Source organism: Hymenobacter fodinae (assembly GCF_004745825.1).
Lineage (GTDB): Bacteria > Bacteroidota > Bacteroidia > Cytophagales > Hymenobacteraceae > Hymenobacter > Hymenobacter fodinae.
In genome coordinates, this window is sequence record NZ_SRLA01000002.1 from 846,189 (window position 1) to 862,963 (window position 16,775).

The 16,775-nt window shown below is 55.5% G+C and carries 12 protein-coding genes; 11 read left to right on the plus strand and 1 reads right to left on the minus strand.

The features are described from left to right. Window positions 1-46 precede the first annotated feature (46 nt). The 11 genes from EU556_RS26330 to ftsZ all read left to right on the plus strand — a co-directional run bounded on the left by EU556_RS26330 (window position 47) and on the right by ftsZ (window position 15,202). Window positions 47-790, plus strand: coding sequence for an FtsL-like putative cell division protein (locus EU556_RS26330; RefSeq protein ID WP_210116260.1), 744 nt, complete (start codon window positions 47-49; stop codon window positions 788-790). Continuing rightward, entirely contained in the window at window positions 774-3,098 is a 2,325-nt protein-coding gene (locus EU556_RS10880; RefSeq protein ID WP_135434044.1) for a penicillin-binding protein, read from the plus strand. The genes EU556_RS26330 and EU556_RS10880 overlap by 17 nt, the downstream gene beginning before the upstream one ends. 54 nt (window positions 3,099-3,152) lie before the next feature. Then, window positions 3,153-4,628 carry a UDP-N-acetylmuramoyl-L-alanyl-D-glutamate--2,6-diaminopimelate ligase gene (locus tag EU556_RS10885; protein ID WP_394346110.1) on the plus strand — a complete coding sequence of 492 codons (1,476 nt, stop codon included), beginning with the start codon at window positions 3,153-3,155 and terminating at the stop codon, window positions 4,626-4,628. 125 nt (window positions 4,629-4,753) lie between these two features. Continuing rightward, complete coding sequence (gene mraY / locus EU556_RS10890; RefSeq protein ID WP_135434046.1) at window positions 4,754-5,974, plus strand: phospho-N-acetylmuramoyl-pentapeptide-transferase; 1,221 nt, start codon at window positions 4,754-4,756, stop codon at window positions 5,972-5,974. 95 nt (window positions 5,975-6,069) lie between these two features. Then, window positions 6,070-7,434 (plus strand): UDP-N-acetylmuramoyl-L-alanine--D-glutamate ligase, encoded by a 1,365-nt coding sequence (gene murD / locus EU556_RS10895; protein WP_135434048.1) that lies wholly within the window; start codon window positions 6,070-6,072, stop codon window positions 7,432-7,434. Window positions 7,435-7,502: 68 nt separating this feature from the next. Continuing rightward, window positions 7,503-8,681, plus strand: a complete 1,179-nt coding sequence (locus tag EU556_RS10900; RefSeq protein ID WP_135434050.1) for an FtsW/RodA/SpoVE family cell cycle protein — start codon at window positions 7,503-7,505, stop codon at window positions 8,679-8,681. A gap of 60 nt (window positions 8,682-8,741) precedes the next feature. Further along, window positions 8,742-9,866, plus strand: a complete 1,125-nt coding sequence (murG, locus tag EU556_RS10905; protein WP_135434052.1) for an undecaprenyldiphospho-muramoylpentapeptide beta-N-acetylglucosaminyltransferase — start codon at window positions 8,742-8,744, stop codon at window positions 9,864-9,866. Further along, window positions 9,866-11,335, plus strand: coding sequence for a UDP-N-acetylmuramate--L-alanine ligase (gene murC, locus EU556_RS10910; protein WP_135434054.1), 1,470 nt, complete (start codon window positions 9,866-9,868; stop codon window positions 11,333-11,335). Before murG ends, murC begins: the two co-directional genes overlap by 1 nt. Next, a complete protein-coding gene (locus EU556_RS10915) occupies window positions 11,319-12,083 on the plus strand; it encodes a cell division protein FtsQ/DivIB (RefSeq protein WP_245327576.1) in 765 nt (254 codons plus the stop codon). The genes murC and EU556_RS10915 overlap by 17 nt, the downstream gene beginning before the upstream one ends. A gap of 84 nt (window positions 12,084-12,167) precedes the next feature. Then, the gene (ftsA, locus tag EU556_RS10920) at window positions 12,168-13,562 is read left to right on the plus strand and encodes a cell division protein FtsA (RefSeq protein WP_135434056.1); all 1,395 of its coding nucleotides are present in this window, start codon (window positions 12,168-12,170) and stop codon (window positions 13,560-13,562) included. 119 nt (window positions 13,563-13,681) lie between these two features. Further along, window positions 13,682-15,202 (plus strand): cell division protein FtsZ, encoded by a 1,521-nt coding sequence (gene ftsZ, locus EU556_RS10925; protein ID WP_135434058.1) that lies wholly within the window; start codon window positions 13,682-13,684, stop codon window positions 15,200-15,202. A gap of 432 nt (window positions 15,203-15,634) precedes the next feature. On the opposite strand, the gene EU556_RS10930 is transcribed toward ftsZ, so the two are convergent. After that, window positions 15,635-16,759: a cytochrome-c peroxidase gene (locus EU556_RS10930; protein ID WP_135434060.1), complete on the minus strand. Its 1,125-nt coding sequence runs from the start codon at window positions 16,757-16,759 to the stop codon at window positions 15,635-15,637. Between the last annotated feature and the right edge of the window lie 16 nt (window positions 16,760-16,775).

Sequence of the window (16,775 nt, forward strand, 5' to 3'; positions counted from 1 at the left end):
GAACCTTTCGGCCCTCACCGCAGGAATCTTCTAAAGAACTAAGCCAGTGGCAACCAATACACTTAAACCCGTCGCTAACCAGCCGCGCACCAACGCTCCCCGCCAAGCGGTGGAAACGGTGGTGCCCGAGCCGGTGCATACGCCTGAGCCGGCACCTGCACCACGGCCCACAGCCCGAGCGCCTAGGCCTACCGCCGCGCAACCTGTCCGGGCGCGCAGTACCTGGAGTGTATTTACGCTGCTAGAGCGCCTCACCCGTGTGGATGGCTTTTTTCAGGAGGGCCTACCGGTGCGCTACCTGCCTCACCTGCTGTTTGTGATGTTCCTGACGCTGGTGTACATCGGTAATACGCACTATGCCACCCGCATGAACCGCAGTATTCAGAAACTCAAGCTGGAAACCGAAGACCTGCGCGCCGACTACACCACGCTGTCATCGGATTATATGGAGGCCAGCAAGCAGAGCGAGGTAGCCCGCAAGGTAGCGGCCTACGGCTTGGTAGAAAGCTCCTCACCGCCGTTTCGTATTACCGTGCCTGCTGGCCGCCTCGATGAGGCTAAGCTAGAGGAAGTGCCGCTGCTGACCGCCGATTCTGTGTCGGCCATGGCCGCCCGCGCGAAGGCCGATTCTCTGCGCCGGGCCGCCGCTCTTACCCTTACCGCCGACGACTCGGTGGCTGAAGCGGCGCCGCCGATGCCCATAGGCCTAGACGTTAACGGCAACCCCGTACCCACTACCGAATCATCTTCCAATCGTTCAGCCCCCCGCCGCAATGAAAGGAAACGTTAAGAAAAGTATTGTAACCCGCATCCGGCTGGCGTTCTTAGGCGTCTGCCTGTTTTCCTGTGCCATCGTCTGGAAGGTTTCGCAAATCCAGTTCAAGGAAGGTGCCCGCTGGAAAGCCCTGGAGCAGGAACGCCGCATTGTGTACCAGCCGGTGTTTGCCACCCGCGGTAACATCTTCGCGTCGGATGGGCGCAGCATTATGGCTACCTCATTGCCCTTCTACCGGGTAGCCTGGGACCCGTCAGTAGTAGAAAAAGCTACGTTTAATGCCAAGGTTGATTCCTTGGCGTTGCTGCTGTCGCGCTTTTTCGGCGACAGGACCCAGCAGGAGTATTTGCGTAGATTGAAGAATGCGCAGAGTAAGAAAGTCCGGTACATCCGCCTGAATTCCCGGCAGATCAACTTCCAGGAGAAGAAAGAGCTGGCGCAGTGGCCTATCTTCAGAGAAGGCAAAAACAAGGGCGGTGTCATTTTCGAAAAGGTAGACAAGCGCTTCCGCCCGTTTGGTGGCCTAGCGCAGCGCACCATTGGCTTCGTGAACGAAGACAAGAACGGGGCAGGCCTAGAGTTTACCTTCAACCGTCATTTGGCGGGCAAAGATGGGGAGGCACTCTTTGAGCGCTTACCCGGTGGCAACAAACCTATTTACGATGGCACCGAGGTAAAACCTCAGCCCGGCTACGATATCAAAACTACCCTGGATATCAACCTCCAGGACGTGGCTGAAAATGCTTTGTATAAGGCCCTGGTAGATAACGATGCCCAGTATGGCACCGTGATTCTGATGGAAGTAAAAACCGGCGAGTTGAAGGCCGTGGCCAATCTGGGCCGGGCCGCAGATGGCGTGTACCGTGAAGACTATAACTACGCCATTGCCGACCAGGGCCGGACGGAGCCGGGCTCTACGTTCAAGCTGGCTTCCTTGATGGCTGTGCTGGAAGAAAACCCCGACCTGACGCTGGAAGACTCCGTGAACACCGGCAAAACCGGCGCCATGCGCATCGGGGGCGCTGTGAAAACCGACACCCACGCCAATGGCTGGATTACTATCAAGCAGGTATTTGAGAAGTCTTCTAACATTGGGGTAGCCGTACTAGTGGATCGGTACTTTAATAAGAACCCCGACAAGTACACCGACTACCTCAAGCGCTTTGGCCTCGACAAGCCCCTGGGCTTTCAAATGGCGGGGGAGGCCCGACCCTACGTGAAAGACCCGCACGACCGGAGCTGGAGCCGGACCTCGCTTACTACCATGTGCATTGGCTATGAGCTGAAGCTGGCTCCCTTACAAACGCTGGCCTTCTACAATGCTGTAGCCAACGGCGGCGTGAAGGTGCAGCCCATGATTGTAAAAGAGGTGAAGCAGGCCGATAACGTGGTGGAACGTTTCGAGCCTGTCGTGCTAAACCCTAAGATCTGCTCCGACGAAACCTTGGAAAAGGTGCGGGCCATGATGGAGGGCGTAGTAAATGAAGGCACGGCCCGCGGCATCCGGACCAATGACTACGGCATTGCAGGTAAAACCGGCACTGCCTGGAAGTTCAAGAACGGGGCCTACACCCGCATGTACTCCACTAGCTTCTGCGGCTACTTCCCCGCCGACCAGCCCAAGTACAGCTGCATCGTGGTTGTAGACTCACCTAAACGCCGCGGTTGGTCGGGGGCTGAAGTAGCAGCTCCAGTATTCCGGGAAGTGGCCGACAAAGCCATGGCTCGCGACGCTGCTAGCCTGCGCCCTTTGTTGGCCCGCGCTCCGTCTTCCACTAAAGCCCGGGTTCCCTTCGTGCAAGTAGGCATGCAGGACGAACTGACCATGGTGTTTGGCCAACTGGGCGTGACTCACGAAGGCGCGACCAACGCCGACGATTGGGTCCGGACGATGGCTGACTCTAATGCCGGTAAGCTCAGCCTAAAGCCCATGGCCGTGCGCCCCGGCCGCGTGCCCAACGTTGCGGGCATGACTCTGCGTGATGCTCTGTTCCTGCTGGAAAACCGGGGACTCCGTGTCCGGACGGTAGGCAATGGCCGTGTAAAAACCCAGTCGCTGGCCGCTGGGAGCCCCGTACGGCGTGGAGCCGTAGTTGTTCTACAAATGGAGCCCATTGGGGGCCGCCCCATGGTTCCCGTACCCGCCCTGCCATCCACTGCTGGCACTGCTCCGCTGGCAGAAGAGAATCACTCGGGAGCTAGCAGCCTCGATGAGGAGCCTACCGTAGTGCCTAAACCCGTTCTGCCGGCCTCTAAACCTAAGGGTGCCACTCCTGGTAAAGCGGCTGCTGCTACTAAGCCTAAACCCAAGCCGCGCGCCTAGCGCTAGGCCACTTGTTACAACCGCGCGTGCTGCGCTCGTCTTCAGAATTGCGTTTTGAATAAGTCTATCTCTTTTGCTTCTCTTCTCACGGCTGTTCGCGTAACGGCGCAGTCGGGCCCCACCGACGTATTGGTGACTGGCCTAACCCTGGACTCCCGTCAGGCTGGGCCGGGCGTGGTGTTCTTTGCCCTGCGCGGTACCGCCAATGATGGTCACCAATTTATTCCGAAAGCGGTAGAGTTGGGCGCGGCCGTTATTGTGTGCGAAGAGCTACCTGCTGATCTAAACCCGGCCACAGCTTATGTGCAGGTAAAAGACAGCGCCGAGGCTATGGCCTACATGGCCGCCGAATTCTACGGCCATCCTTCCCGGAAGCTGCAACTGGTGGGTGTTACGGGCACGAATGGCAAGACCACCTGCGCCACCATGCTCCATAAGCTGTTCCGGGAGCTGGGCTACCATTGCGGCCTGCTGAGCACGGTGCAGAATCAAATTGACGAGCAAGTAATACCCGCTACGCACACCACCCCCGACGCTATTCGGCTGAATGAGCTGCTGGCGCGCATGGTGCAAGCCAGCTGCACGCACGTGTTCATGGAAGTGAGTTCCCACGCCGTGGTGCAGCACCGCGTAACTGGCCTACAGTTCGCGGGCGGCATCTTCACTAATCTCACCCACGACCACCTTGACTATCACGGCACCTTCGACGCTTATCTGAAGGCCAAGAAAGGCTTTTTTGATATGCTGCCGAAGTCGGCCTTTGCCCTCACCAACGCCGACGATAAGCGCGGCCCCGTGATGTTGCAGAACGTGGTGGGACGCCGGGAGTCATACTCCATGCGCGGGCCGGCCACGTTCCGGGGCAAGCTGATTGAAAATGCCGTGCACGGACTCCACCTTGAGGTAGATGGCCGGGAGGCGCAGTTCCGGCTGATTGGCGTGTTCAATGCCTACAACCTGCTGGCCATTTATGGCGCGGCGGTGCTGCTAGGGGAGGAGCCTATGGAAGTACTGACGGTGCTGTCGGGGCTGACTTCAGCGCCCGGTCGCTTCGAGCCCATTCTGGCTGAGAAAACTCGCATCACGGGTATTGTAGATTACGCCCACACGCCCGATGCGCTGGAAAATGTGCTGCAAACCATTGCCGAAATCCGCCAGCCTAGCCAGCAGGTAATTACGGTGGTAGGCTGCGGCGGCAACCGCGACGGTGCCAAGCGGCCCATTATGGCGCGTCTGGCCAGTCAGCTCTCCAATCGGGCCGTACTTACTTCTGATAATCCTCGCTTCGAAGACCCCAACGACATTCTGCAGCAAATGCAAGCCGGCGTACCCGCTGCTGACCAAGGAAAGGTACTGACCATACCGGACCGCCGCGAGGCTATTAAAACAGCCGTAGCACTGGCTCAACCCGGCGACATCGTGCTGGTGGCTGGCAAGGGCCACGAGGCCTACCAGGAAATCAAAGGTGTCCGCTCCGAATTTGACGATAAACAGGTGCTGGTGGAGATGTTCAACTTGCTGGGCAAGTGATAGTAAGGCTAACTGCCGCTGAATAGTCCAAAATCTGCGAAAACACAACGTTTGACCTCAAGCTAAAAACCCGAACCTTTGCAGCTTGGAACTCCCCTGACCCTTACCAGCTGACCCTCGCGCCCATGCTTTATTACCTCTTCAATTACCTCTACAAAGTGCACCATCTGCCGGGCGCGGGTGTATTTCAGTACATTTCGTTTCGGGCGGCGCTTGCCGTAGTAACCTCGCTAATCATTGCACAATTCTTTGGTAAACCCCTGATCCGGAAGCTTCAAATGCTGCAGATCGGCGAAACTGTGCGCGACCTAGGTCTGCAGGGCCAGATGGAGAAGAAGGGTACCCCCACCATGGGAGGCCTGATTATTCTGCTGGCTATCCTGGTGCCCGTGCTGTTGTTCGCCAAGCTCGACAACATTTACATTGTACTCATGCTGCTGAGCACAGTCTGGCTGGGCATCATTGGTTTTGTAGATGACTATATTAAAGTAGTTAAGAAGGATAAGGAAGGCCTCGCAGGGCGCTTCAAGGTGCTAGGCCAGGTAGGCCTCGGCATTACGGTGGGCTGGGTGTTGTTCTTCTCCAACGATGTAACTGTACGCCAGTATGCCCTAGCAAATGGCTCCTTCTCGGCCGTGGACGCTAGTGGGGTGTATCAGGATGTGAAGCTCATGATTACCACAGTGCCCTTCCTAAAGAACAATGAGTTGAACTACGGCGACCTGTTTGCCACTGCCGGCGACTTCTTCAACGAGTACTACGCCTTCTTCTACATTCCCATTGTCATCCTCATCATCACGGCCGTGAGCAACGGCGCCAACATAACCGACGGCCTAGATGGCCTAGCGGCCGGCACCTCGGCCATTATCGGTATTACCCTGGCTATCTTTTGCTTCGTAAGCGGTAACGCCCTGCTGGCCGACTACCTAGACGTGATGTTCATTCCGAACTCCGGTGAGTTGGTAATCTTTTGTACGGCGTTCGTGGGAGCCTGCGTGGGTTTCCTGTGGTATAACTCGTATCCGGCTCAGGTATTTATGGGCGATACGGGTTCACTGGCCATCGGCGGCATCATTGCCGTGCTAGCCATCATTGTGCGCAAAGAGTTGCTGATTCCGGTGTTGTGTGGGGTGTTTCTGGTAGAGAACCTCTCGGTAATGGTGCAAGTGAGCTACTTCAAATACACCAAGCGCAAGTACGGTGAAGGCCGCCGCCTCCTGCGCATGTCGCCCTTGCACCACCACTACCAGAAGCTCGGGTATCACGAGTCTAAAATTGTGTCGCGCTTCTGGATTGTGGGCATCATGCTGGCCGTTTTGACCCTTGTAACGCTGAAACTTCGCTAAGGAAACGCTAGAAGACAACGTCTAAAACTGAAGTTCTTCTCTCGCAGCTGATCAAGCACAACCATTACCTCTGAGTTCTAAGCTTCTTTCCTCCCATGTCTAAAATTGTCATTCTAGGAGCTGCTGAAAGTGGAGTAGGGGCCGCCTTGCTGGCTCATGCCAAGGGACACAGCGTGTTCGTGTCGGACCGCGGGCCTATTCAGCAACTCTACAAGGATAAGTTGACCGAGGCCGGAATTCGCTTTGAAGAAAACCAGCATAGCCTCGATGAGCTGCTGCTGGCGGATGAAGTAGTGAAAAGCCCTGGCATTCCGGAAAAGGTTGCGGTTATCAAGGCCTTGCGCGAGCGGAACATTCCCATCATTTCGGAAATAGAGCTGGCAGGCCGCTACACTAACGCTAAGTGCATTTGCATCACAGGCACTAACGGGAAAACCACTACCACGCTGCTTACCTATCATTTGCTGAAAGAAGCAGGACTGAAGGTAGGCCTAGCAGGCAACGTGGGATTCAGCCTGGCCGAGCAGGTGATTGAGGATAAGCACGACTATTACGTGGTGGAGCTGAGCAGCTTCCAGCTAGATGACACTTACGAGTTCCGCCCGTGGATTTCTGTGCTACTCAACATCACCCCCGACCACCTCGACCGGTACGGCTACTCTATGGAGCAGTACGCGCTGGCCAAGCTGCGCATCATGCGCAATCAGGATAGCTCAGACTACTTCATCTATAATGCCGATGATGAGGTAATTCAGCGGTACTTCCAGGCAGCTCTCCGGCCCGTTAGGCAAATGCCGTTTAGCCTGCACGGCCGGCCCGACTATCAACTGGCGGCTTGTTACGACTCGGAAGACGAAATCTGCGTGGATATGCAGCCCGGTTATTACAGTGAGCGGGAAAAAATCAGCACGGCTGATTCCCCACTTATCGGGCAACACAACCGCCAAAACACCATGGCCGCCGTGCTAGCGGCCCGGATAGCAGGCCTAACCAAGGAGCAGATTGAAGCCGCTCTGGCTACTTTCCGGAATGCTGAGCACCGCTTACAGCCGGTGGGCGAGGTGAAGGGTGCCCGCTTCATCAACGACAGCAAAGCCACCAACGTTGAAGCGGCCTGGTTTGCGCTCGACGGCATCCGTCAGCCCATCGTCTGGATTGCTGGCGGCACTGACAAAGGCAACGATTACAGTACCCTAGTGCCGCTAGTGCAAGCCCGCGTGAAAGCGCTTATTTGCTTAGGAGTTGATAACGAGAAGCTAAAAACCGCGTTTGGGTCGGTGGTGCCGCACCTAGAAGAGACTCGTAGCATGGAAGCCGCCGTGCGCCGGGCTGCTGAGCTGGCCACTGAAGGCGACGTGGTACTGCTCTCACCGGCCTGTGCCAGCTTCGATCTGTTCCGTAACTACGAAGACCGCGGCCAGCAATTCATTGAGCAAGTCGAGAAATTAATGGAGGCCTAGGCCAGCCTTTTAGTCATACCAGCGCTTAAGTCGATTCAGTACTCACCCTTTTTCCTCTGTACCACGCTATGGAACCGATAACCAACTGGCTACGGCAAAATCTGAAGGGCGACCCCATTCTGTGGGGCATTGTGCTGCTGTTTTCCTTCATCAGTATTGCGGTGGTATACTCCTCAACGGGCACCCTGGCCTACAAGCAGCAGGGTGGCAACACAGAGTATTACTTACTGAAGCACACTGGCCTAATCTTCTTCGGACTGGCATTTATGTGGCTGGCGCACCGCATTGATTACCGCTATTACTCGCGCCTTTCCTTGTACGCACTGCTCATTTCGGTGCCGCTGCTGCTATTCACGTACATGCTCGGGCCATCGGTGAACGGAGCTTCGCGCTGGCTGACTATTCCCGTTATCAACCAAACTTTTCAGCCTTCTGACTTAGCCAAGCTGGCGCTGATTTCGCACTTGGCTTCTATGCTCAGCCGGCGGCAGCAGCACGTAGATGATTTCAAGACCACATTGCTACCCGTAATGCTATGGGTGGGTATTATTTGTGGTCTTATTATTCTATCGAACGCCTCCACGGCCCTGCTGCTGTTTGCCACTTGCTTGCTGCTCATGTTCATTGGTCGCGTGCCGCTGAAGCAAATGGCCGTGATGGTAGCCATTGGGGTGCTGGTAGGGGGAATAGGCCTCACCGCTGGGCAACGCTACAAAACGGTGCTGTCGCGTATCGAAAACTTCACCGACAAGAGCAAGCCAGTGCCCTTCCAGTTGGAACACGCTTACATTGCCGAGGCCACGGGTGGTATTTTCGGCAAGGGCCCTGGTAAGAGCACGGAGCGCAACATTATGCCACACCCGTACTCCGACTTTATCTACGCCATCATCATTGAAGAATATGGCCTGTTTGGCGGGGTAGTGGTGCTGTTCTTATACCTAGCCTTCCTGTATCGGGGGCTGAAAACGGTGATGAATAGCTACGGCGCTTTTGGCGGATTGCTCTCGGCAGGTCTGAGCTTTAGTTTGGTCTTGCAGGCCATGGTGAACATGGGCGTAGCCGTGGGACTAGGCCCCATTACGGGTCTACCGCTGCCGCTGCTCAGCATGGGCGGTACCTCACTGATTTTTACGGGTATCAGCATCGGGATTATTCTGGCTGTGAGCCGTGGGGAGCGGGAAATTCGCCCCATGGTGGGTGAGCCTGAAGATACCGCCCGCATTCCCCGCGTATCGTCGTACGCTTAATCACACCAGCTTCCGAAAGCTGCTACGCTTGGCCTAGCCGCTCTATTGCTTTTCTACTGAATGCCCACATCCAAGTCTACATCTGCTCCGGCTCCTTACCGCGTCATCATTAGTGGCGGCGGCACGGGCGGACATATTTTCCCTGCGGTGGCTATTGCCAATGAGCTGCGCCGCCGTCAGCCCAACGCAGAGATTCTATTCGTGGGGGCCAATGGCCGCATGGAGATGACGCGCGTGCCCGAGGCTGGCTACGAGATTGTGGGGCTAGACATCAGTGGCCTACAGCGCCGCCTTACCCCAGAAAACCTGCTGTTCCCCATCAAGGTGATGCGCGCCGTGCGGAAGGCTGGTAAACTGATTGAAAAATTCCGGCCTGATGCTGTAGTAGGAGTCGGCGGCTATGCTTCCGCGCCCGTGCTATTAGCCGCCACCTCACGCGGTATTCCGGCCCTGATTCAGGAGCAGAATTCCTATGCTGGTCTCGTCAACAAGCTCCTAGCCCGCCGGGTACAGCGTATTTGTGTGGCCTATGAGGGCATGCAGAGCTTCTTTCCCGCCGATAAGTTGGTGCTGACCGGCAACCCTGTGCGCACTGAAATTGCCAGCGGTCAGCGCGAGGAGGCTTTGCAGTTCTTCGGGTTACGGCCAGATAAGCCCGTGCTCCTGGTGATTGGGGGCAGCCTGGGTGCCCGCACGCTCAACCAAGCCACCGCCGCCGCGCTGCCTCGCCTACGCGAAGCGGGCGTGCAACTGCTGTGGCAAACCGGCAAGCTGTATTTCCCCGAAGCTGAAAAACAAGCCGCACCCTACGCTTCCGACAACCTACACGCGCTGGAGTTCGTGCGGCGCATGGACCTGGCCTACGCCGCAGCCGATGTGGTCGTGAGTCGGGCTGGGGCGCTGTCTGTATCAGAGTTATGCCTCACCGGCAAGCCTAGTATCCTGGTGCCCTCGCCCAACGTGGCCGAAGACCACCAGACTAAAAATGCGCTGGCACTGTCCACGCGGCAGGCGGCGGTGCTGATTCCTGATGCCGAAGCCGGGGCCCGTCTGTATAACGAAGCGCTAGGCCTCTTGCAGGACACTGTTCAGCAGCAGCGCCTTGCCACCAATATCCGGGCGCTGGCCCACCCCGATGCCACGGCTACCATCGTGGATGAACTTCTAGCCCTCATGGAACACTAATGAACCCGGTCGCAGCAACTCCCTACGTATTCTTTTTGGGTATTGGTGGCATCGGTATGTCAGCCCTAGCGCGCTGGTTTAAGGCCAACGGGCATTCTGTGAGCGGGTATGATAAAACCCCCACGCCCTTAACCGAGGCCTTGGCCGCCGAAGGCATTACCGTGCACTACCATGATGCCGTAGAAAATATTCCGGTAGAAGTGCGTGAAAACCGCACGCAAACACTGGTAGTACTCACCCCCGCCATCCCCAAAGATCATCAGGAATGGGCGTGGCTACGTGAACAGGGCTACGACATCCGGAAGCGTAGTCAGGTGCTAGGCCTGCTCACTCAAGGTCGACCGACAATTGCGGTGGCTGGCACGCACGGCAAAACTACTACCAGCAGTATGGTGGCACACCTCCTGCACCATGCTGGAGTGCCCAGCGCCGCTTTTTTAGGTGGCATTTCCGTGAACTTGGGCTCCAACCTACTCCTGCCGCCCACACCGGCAGAGCTAACTGCCCGAAATGCTTCGTTGGCTCCCGACCAAGTGCCTGTAGTAGTGGAGGCCGACGAATACGACCGAAGCTTTCTAACACTGTACCCCGATGTGGCCATTGTCACTAGTACCGATGCCGACCACCTCGACATCTATGGCGACAAAGAAGCCCTGGTAGAATCGTTCCGCCAGTTTGTGGGTCAGATCAAGCCTGGCGGTACGTTGATTATTAATCATACGGCCGATTCTAGCGTGGCGCAGGCGGCACCTGCCGGCGTGCGTGTCATTCGTTATGGGCTTTCTCCCGAGCAAGGCCCAGAGCTATATGCTGATGCTATAACAGCCCAGGGGCATCAATTCCGGTTCGATATGCATGGTCCGCACGGCACGGTAAGAGGCCTAGAGCTAGCCGTGCCCGGTTATCACAATGTGGAAAACATGTTGGCGGCGGCCTGCGTAGGCCAGTTGTATGGGCTCAACACTGGGCAACTGCAAGCGGCAGTAGCGGCCTACCGTGGCGTAAAGCGCCGCTTTGAGTTCATCCTGACTGCTGGGGCCACCCATCCCGACCATGTGTACGTGGATGATTATGCTCACCACCCACGCGAAATCGAGGCTTTCCTACGTTCCTTGCGGGCACTCTACCCGGGGCGCAAGTTGCGCGTAGTTTTTCAACCTCACTTGTTCTCTCGCACCCGCGACTTTGCGCCCGGATTCGCTGAGAGTCTGAGTCTTGCTGATGAAGTAGTGCTGATGGATATCTACCCCGCTCGGGAGTTGCCTATGCCTGGTGTAACATCAGAATTGATTTTGTCCCAAATAACAGCACCGGTAAAATCGATACAGTCGCGTGAAGAAATTTTGACAAATGCCGAAACTGATACGAATTTTGACGTATTAGCCACCGTAGGAGCAGGAGATATCGATCAACTAGTTCCTCGTTTAAGGAATATTCTGAATATTCGCTGGAATGGAGCTGAAGCGTAAAGCCAACCATCTGCTATTTGCTACCGCCTGCCTGGTTTTGCTGGGTGGGCTTGGGGTATTTGCTGGTGTCCGGCAGGCTCATCGGCCGGTGGGAGGTGTTATTGTGCGCATCAGCAACGAGTTCAACAACTTCTTTATCAGCGAGCGAGAAGTAACCAGTCTGCTCACCCGGCAGGGGCGCGACCGGCTAGAAGGCACCGACCCCGCAGAACTGAACCTGAAGGCCTTGGAAGCCCGCCTGAAAGCTCACAGCTTTGTGAAAGATGCGCAAGTATACCGTGACCTATCGGGCAACTTGCACGCTGATGTTCGCCAGAACCGCCCTATTGCCCGGTTGGTACACGCCGATTCGCGCCAAGATTTTTACTTGGATGCGGCCGGGGAAAAGCTGCCACTCTCTCCATTGTTTACTGCCCGTGTTGTGCCAATTGCGCGCTTGGGCGGGCAACCACTGACGGCCACTTTTTTTCAAGATTCCACCGGCGCCCCATACCTCGAGTTTCTACGCTATATTGATGAGAAACCTTTCTGGCGCGCTCAAGTAGCCGAGGTGTTTATCAGTCCTAATGGCAAGCTTTCTTTCACCCAGCAAGTGGGAGACCAGCGAGTAGAATTTGGCTTTCCTGAGAATATTTCGGAAAAATTTGCGAAACTGATGGTATTTTACCGTCAAATTCCTCCGGTTCTGGGCTGGGACACGTACCACCGCGTCAACGTGGAGTACAAGGACCAGATCATCTGTGAATAACTATATCTGCATAAATAGCCGAAAAACGCACTTTTTCGACCACAACCTACCTGCACGCAACCTCCACTCTCGCCCTCCCTTCTCATGCAAAACGATAAAATTGTAGTTGGCCTCGACATCGGCACCACCAAAATTTGCGCCCTGGTGGGGCGAAAAAACGAATTTGGTAAGCTTGAAATTCTGGGCATGGGGAAAGCTGTGTCGGAGGGCGTGGTGCGCGGTATTGTGTCGAATATCGACAAGACCGTTGACGCCATCAAGAAAGCCATCCGGCAGGCAGAGGAACAGTCGGGTATTAACATTGGCGTTGTGAACGTGGGTATTGCCGGCCAGCATATCCGCAGCCTGCAGCACAACGGCAGCATCACGCGCGCCTCCTCCGACAACGAGATTACCCTCGATGACGTGAACCGCCTGACCAACGATATGTATCGGTTGGTGACGCCTCCTGGCTCTGAAATCATCCACGTAATGCCCCAAGATTACAAGGTGGATTATGAGGAGGGCATTATGGACCCAGTGGGAATGTCGGGAGTGCGCCTGGAGGGCAACTTTCACATCATCACAGCCCAGAGCACCGCAATCAATAACATCAATAAGTGCGTTACGAAGGCAGGCCTAGAAATTGATAACCTCATTCTGGAGCCGCTGGCTTCTTCTATGTCGGTGCTGAGCGACGAGGAGAAGGAAGCTGGCGTGGCTCTTATTGACATTGGGGGCGGCACCACTGACCTAGCTATCTTCAAAGACGGCATCATTCGTCACGCAGCCGTACTGCCCTTCGGTGGTAATATCGTGACTTCTGATATCAAGCAGGGCTGCTTGGTGATGCAAAACCAAGCTGAACAGCTGAAGGTGAAGTTCGGTAAAGCTATTGCCGAAGAAGCCAGCGAATACGAAATTGTCAGCATCCCTGGCCTACGCGACCGGGCTCCTAAGGAAATTTCTCTCAAGAATCTGGCCTATATCATTGAGGCCCGGATGGAAGAAATTGTGGAGTTGGTATATGCCGAAATTCAGCGCCTGGGCTTTCAGGATAAGCTGGCCGCCGGCATTGTGCTAACAGGTGGCGGTTCGCAGTTGCAGAACTTAGTGCAACTTACTGAGTATGTAACCGGCATGGATACCCGTATTGGATATCCAAATGAGCACCTTGGTAAGAGCCGCATTGAGGCGGTGAAGTCACCAATGTATGCTACCACCGTAGGCCTCGTGCTGGCTGGCTACCGTTCACTGGATGACCGCTTAGCTCAGCGTGGTTTCGAGGAGCCCGAGCAGCAAGCGTACCACCGTCCGGCTGCTCCGGAGCCCCGCCCCGTGGTGGTGCCCGCACCCCAGCCGGTAGCGCAGCAGCCCACCCAGGCTCCTGCCCAACCAGAAGCTCCTAAAAAGTCGTCGGGAGCTGGTAAGTTTTTCCAGGATATCATCAGCCGGACCAAAGGCTTGCTGATTGATGATTTTGACGACAAGCAATATTAGGTGATGGGGGTCTTAGGGACTTGGGGTCTTGGCTGTTTCGTTGGAATGATGAAGTTGACCAAGCTGCAAGTACCCATTAGCCAAGACCTCAAGTCCCCAAGACCCTAAGATCTTAACTCATGAATTTTACATTTGATATTCCGGCACAGTCCAGGTCCATCATAAAGGTGATTGGCGTAGGAGGCGGCGGTTCTAACGCCGTCAACCACATGTTTAGCCAAGGCATCAAGGACGTGGAGTTCGTGATTTGCAATACGGATAAGCAAGCACTGGCTTCTTCCACTGTTCCTAACCGCCTGCAGATTGGCGCCGACCTAACCGAAGGGCTAGGTGCAGGAGCCAATCCTGAGCGCGGAAAGCAAGCGGCTATTGAAAGCCGTGAGCAAATCCGGGAACTGCTCAGCAACGGCACCAAAATGGTGTTTATCACGGCGGGCATGGGCGGTGGTACCGGTACTGGTGCCGCACCCGTTATTGCGAAAGTGGCCAAGGAGCTAGGCATCCTCACGGTAGGCATCGTGACGGCGCCGTTCATGTTTGAGGGAAAGAAGAAGCGCCAGCAGGCAGAGCACGGCATTAAGGAGCTGAGCGATAACTGCGACACGGTGCTGGTTATCCTCAACGACAAGCTGCGTGAGATTTATGGCAACCTGCCTATCCGCTCAGCCTTTGCCAAGGCGGATAATGTGCTGAGCACAGCCGCTAAGTCTATAGCCGAAATAATCACTGTTACGGCCGATGTAAACGTCGACTTTGAAGACGTGAAAACGGTTATGAAAGACTCTGGCGCGGCCGTGATGGGTAGCAGCATTACGGAAGGGGAGAACCGGGCGCAGCGTGCGGCCGAGGAGGCCCTGGCCTCTCCGCTGCTGAACAATACCGATATTCATGGTGCGCAGAAAATTCTGCTCAGCATTATGTCGGGCGACCAGGCCGAGCTGGAAATGGATGAACTCACCGAGATTACGGAGTATATCCAGGACAAAGCTGGTCAGAACGCGGAGGTAATCTTCGGGCATGGCATTGATCCTACGCTGGGACAGAGCATCCGCGTAACGGTTATCGCCACGGGCTTTGCCCGGGAAGCGCACAATATCACTTCCGTGGTACCGCGTGGCTCCGAGTTAGCCGCCGCTCCTTCTACACCCGATCCGCAAATCAACTTGTTTGACAAGGACCGTCAGGAGGCGCCCACAACACCCGCCGTTCCTACGTTTGGTATGCCCGTAGCACCCCCTACACCGGAGCCGCAGCCTGTGAAGTTCGATTTAGAAACTTCGCCCGCCCCAGTTGGGTACGTACCACCCGTAGTATCTGCGCCATCGGCTCCTGCCCCAGACCCCGTGCTGTACCAGCAGCCGGTGCCACAGCCCGCCGCGCCCTCTACGGTGCAGCACACACTGAGCCGGCCATCGTTGGATGCCCGTGCGGAAGAGCGCCGTCGGCGCCTGCAGGAACTGAGCAATGGTCTGACAAATGATGCTATTAAAGACCAGCTCGACACACCAGCCTACTTGCGTCGGCAGGTGAAACTGGAGAACGTAGTTCCCTCTTCGGAGCAGAATATTAGCCGTTTCAACCTTTCGGACGATAACGAGCTATTAGGTGACAACCGGTTCTTACACGACAACGTTGACTAAGGAACGTTAGAAAATAAAAAAGCCTCTGTAGTGATTACAGAGGCTTTTTTGTTTTTGACAGACTTTCTAACGAGAAGGGTTTTGTTACAAATGGAGTATATCTAAAGCAACATAGCGCCACGGCTCAATTGTAGTGGTAGTAGCTTCTTACTTAAGGTCGAGAACGAAGAGAATCAGGAACAGCACGTTCAGTAGAATCAGAAGGTAAGCGAGCTGGCTCGCCAAACTCTCGGTCGGGGCTGAGAGTACGGCCACGCGACTGTGAACGCGGAGCGACTGTATTGCAGCTAGCTATGGCTAGCAGGCCAATAACGAGAAGCACACATAAAGTAAGCTGACGCTTTTGCATGAGAGTGCAATATAGACGTGGCGTTGAGGTAAAGGTAGCTGAACCAGTACAGGAATAGGTTAGGCTACTTTATGCACCTTATCCTATTGCTTAAACGGATCTGAAAACCGCTTATCGGTCACGAAGGAAGAGTCAGTGAGAGTGCGCAAAAAGGCCAGAAGCTGTGTTTTCTCGGTAGCTGTCAGATCTAGACGGGTGCCGTTGGGAGTATTTGATAGTAACACGTTCGGGTCTACAAAAGCACTGGTAGTCTGAACGTGCTCATTGTAGTGGTCCAAAACATCTTCCAGCGTCTTGAACCGACCATCGTGCATGTATGGAGCCGTAAGGGCGATGTTGCGGAGCGTAGGGGCTTTAAATTTGCCGCGGTCGGAGGCTAGGCCAGTTATAGCTCCACGGCCCGCATCCGCAAAGTTTACATCGAGGCCATTATTAAAGAAATCAGGGGAGGAGAACAGCCCCGTTTCACTGAAATGGCAATGATGGCAGGCCCCACCCCGGATAAACACTCCACCCACTTCGCCGGGATGGTTGTTGAATATGGCAGCTCCTTGCCGCTCCGTTGGAGTAAGCGAGCCGGTCTTACGCAAATACTGGTCGTAGCGGGAATTAGCAGAAATAAGAGTGCGCTCAAACTGGCCTAGCGCCTTCAAAACATTCTCCTCCGTGATGATACTTGTGCCAAACGCCTTCTGAAAAAGGGGGGGATATAAGTCGCTTTGTTGAAGTTTACGAACCCCTTCAGCAAGAAGCTGATGCATTTCAACCGGATTCTCAATTGGAATACGGGCTTGTTGCTCCAGGCTTGTGGCCGCCCCATCCCAATTGAGTGTAGTTTCCCACAGCACATTGGCGAGCGACATAGTATTACGAGAATGGGGAAGGCCATCGCCCCCCACTGCTTTGGTTAAACCGTCGGTGAAAGCTTTGCTCTGCTGGTGGCAACTCCCGCAAGACTGAGTGCCTGTACGTGAAAGCCGGGGTTCATAGAACAGCTTCCGACCCAGATCGACGCCCTCAACCGTAAGGGGGTTGTCAGGGGGTATACTGATGGCTTGGGGAAGATTGCTCGGCAGCGTAAGCTGGTAAGGCGTGGTGGTATGCGAGTTTTCTCCCGTCTCTTCCGTTTTCTCATTTCCGCCGCAGCTAGCCAACGACAGGCCTAGGCACCAGAGAACAGCAAGGCGACGAAGAAGGAATGAAGGCATAGGGAAGCGGGCCTGA

Excerpts from the sequence above, each read along its gene's own strand:
- EU556_RS10880 (WP_135434044.1), top strand. The coding sequence starts at position 774 with ATGAAAGGAAACGTTAAGAAAAGTATTGTAACCCGCATCCGGCTGGCG.
- mraY (WP_135434046.1), top strand. The coding sequence starts at position 4,754 with ATGCTTTATTACCTCTTCAATTACCTCTACAAAGTGCACCATCTGCCG.
- murD (WP_135434048.1), top strand. The coding sequence starts at position 6,070 with ATGTCTAAAATTGTCATTCTAGGAGCTGCTGAAAGTGGAGTAGGGGCC.
- EU556_RS10900 (WP_135434050.1), top strand. The coding sequence starts at position 7,503 with ATGGAACCGATAACCAACTGGCTACGGCAAAATCTGAAGGGCGACCCC.
- murG (WP_135434052.1), top strand. The coding sequence starts at position 8,742 with ATGCCCACATCCAAGTCTACATCTGCTCCGGCTCCTTACCGCGTCATC.
- murC (WP_135434054.1), top strand. The coding sequence starts at position 9,866 with ATGAACCCGGTCGCAGCAACTCCCTACGTATTCTTTTTGGGTATTGGT.
- EU556_RS10915 (WP_245327576.1), top strand. The coding sequence starts at position 11,319 with ATGGAGCTGAAGCGTAAAGCCAACCATCTGCTATTTGCTACCGCCTGC.
- ftsA (WP_135434056.1), top strand. The coding sequence starts at position 12,168 with ATGCAAAACGATAAAATTGTAGTTGGCCTCGACATCGGCACCACCAAA.
- ftsZ (WP_135434058.1), top strand. The coding sequence starts at position 13,682 with ATGAATTTTACATTTGATATTCCGGCACAGTCCAGGTCCATCATAAAG.
- EU556_RS10930 (WP_135434060.1), bottom strand. The coding sequence starts at position 16,759 with ATGCCTTCATTCCTTCTTCGTCGCCTTGCTGTTCTCTGGTGCCTAGGC.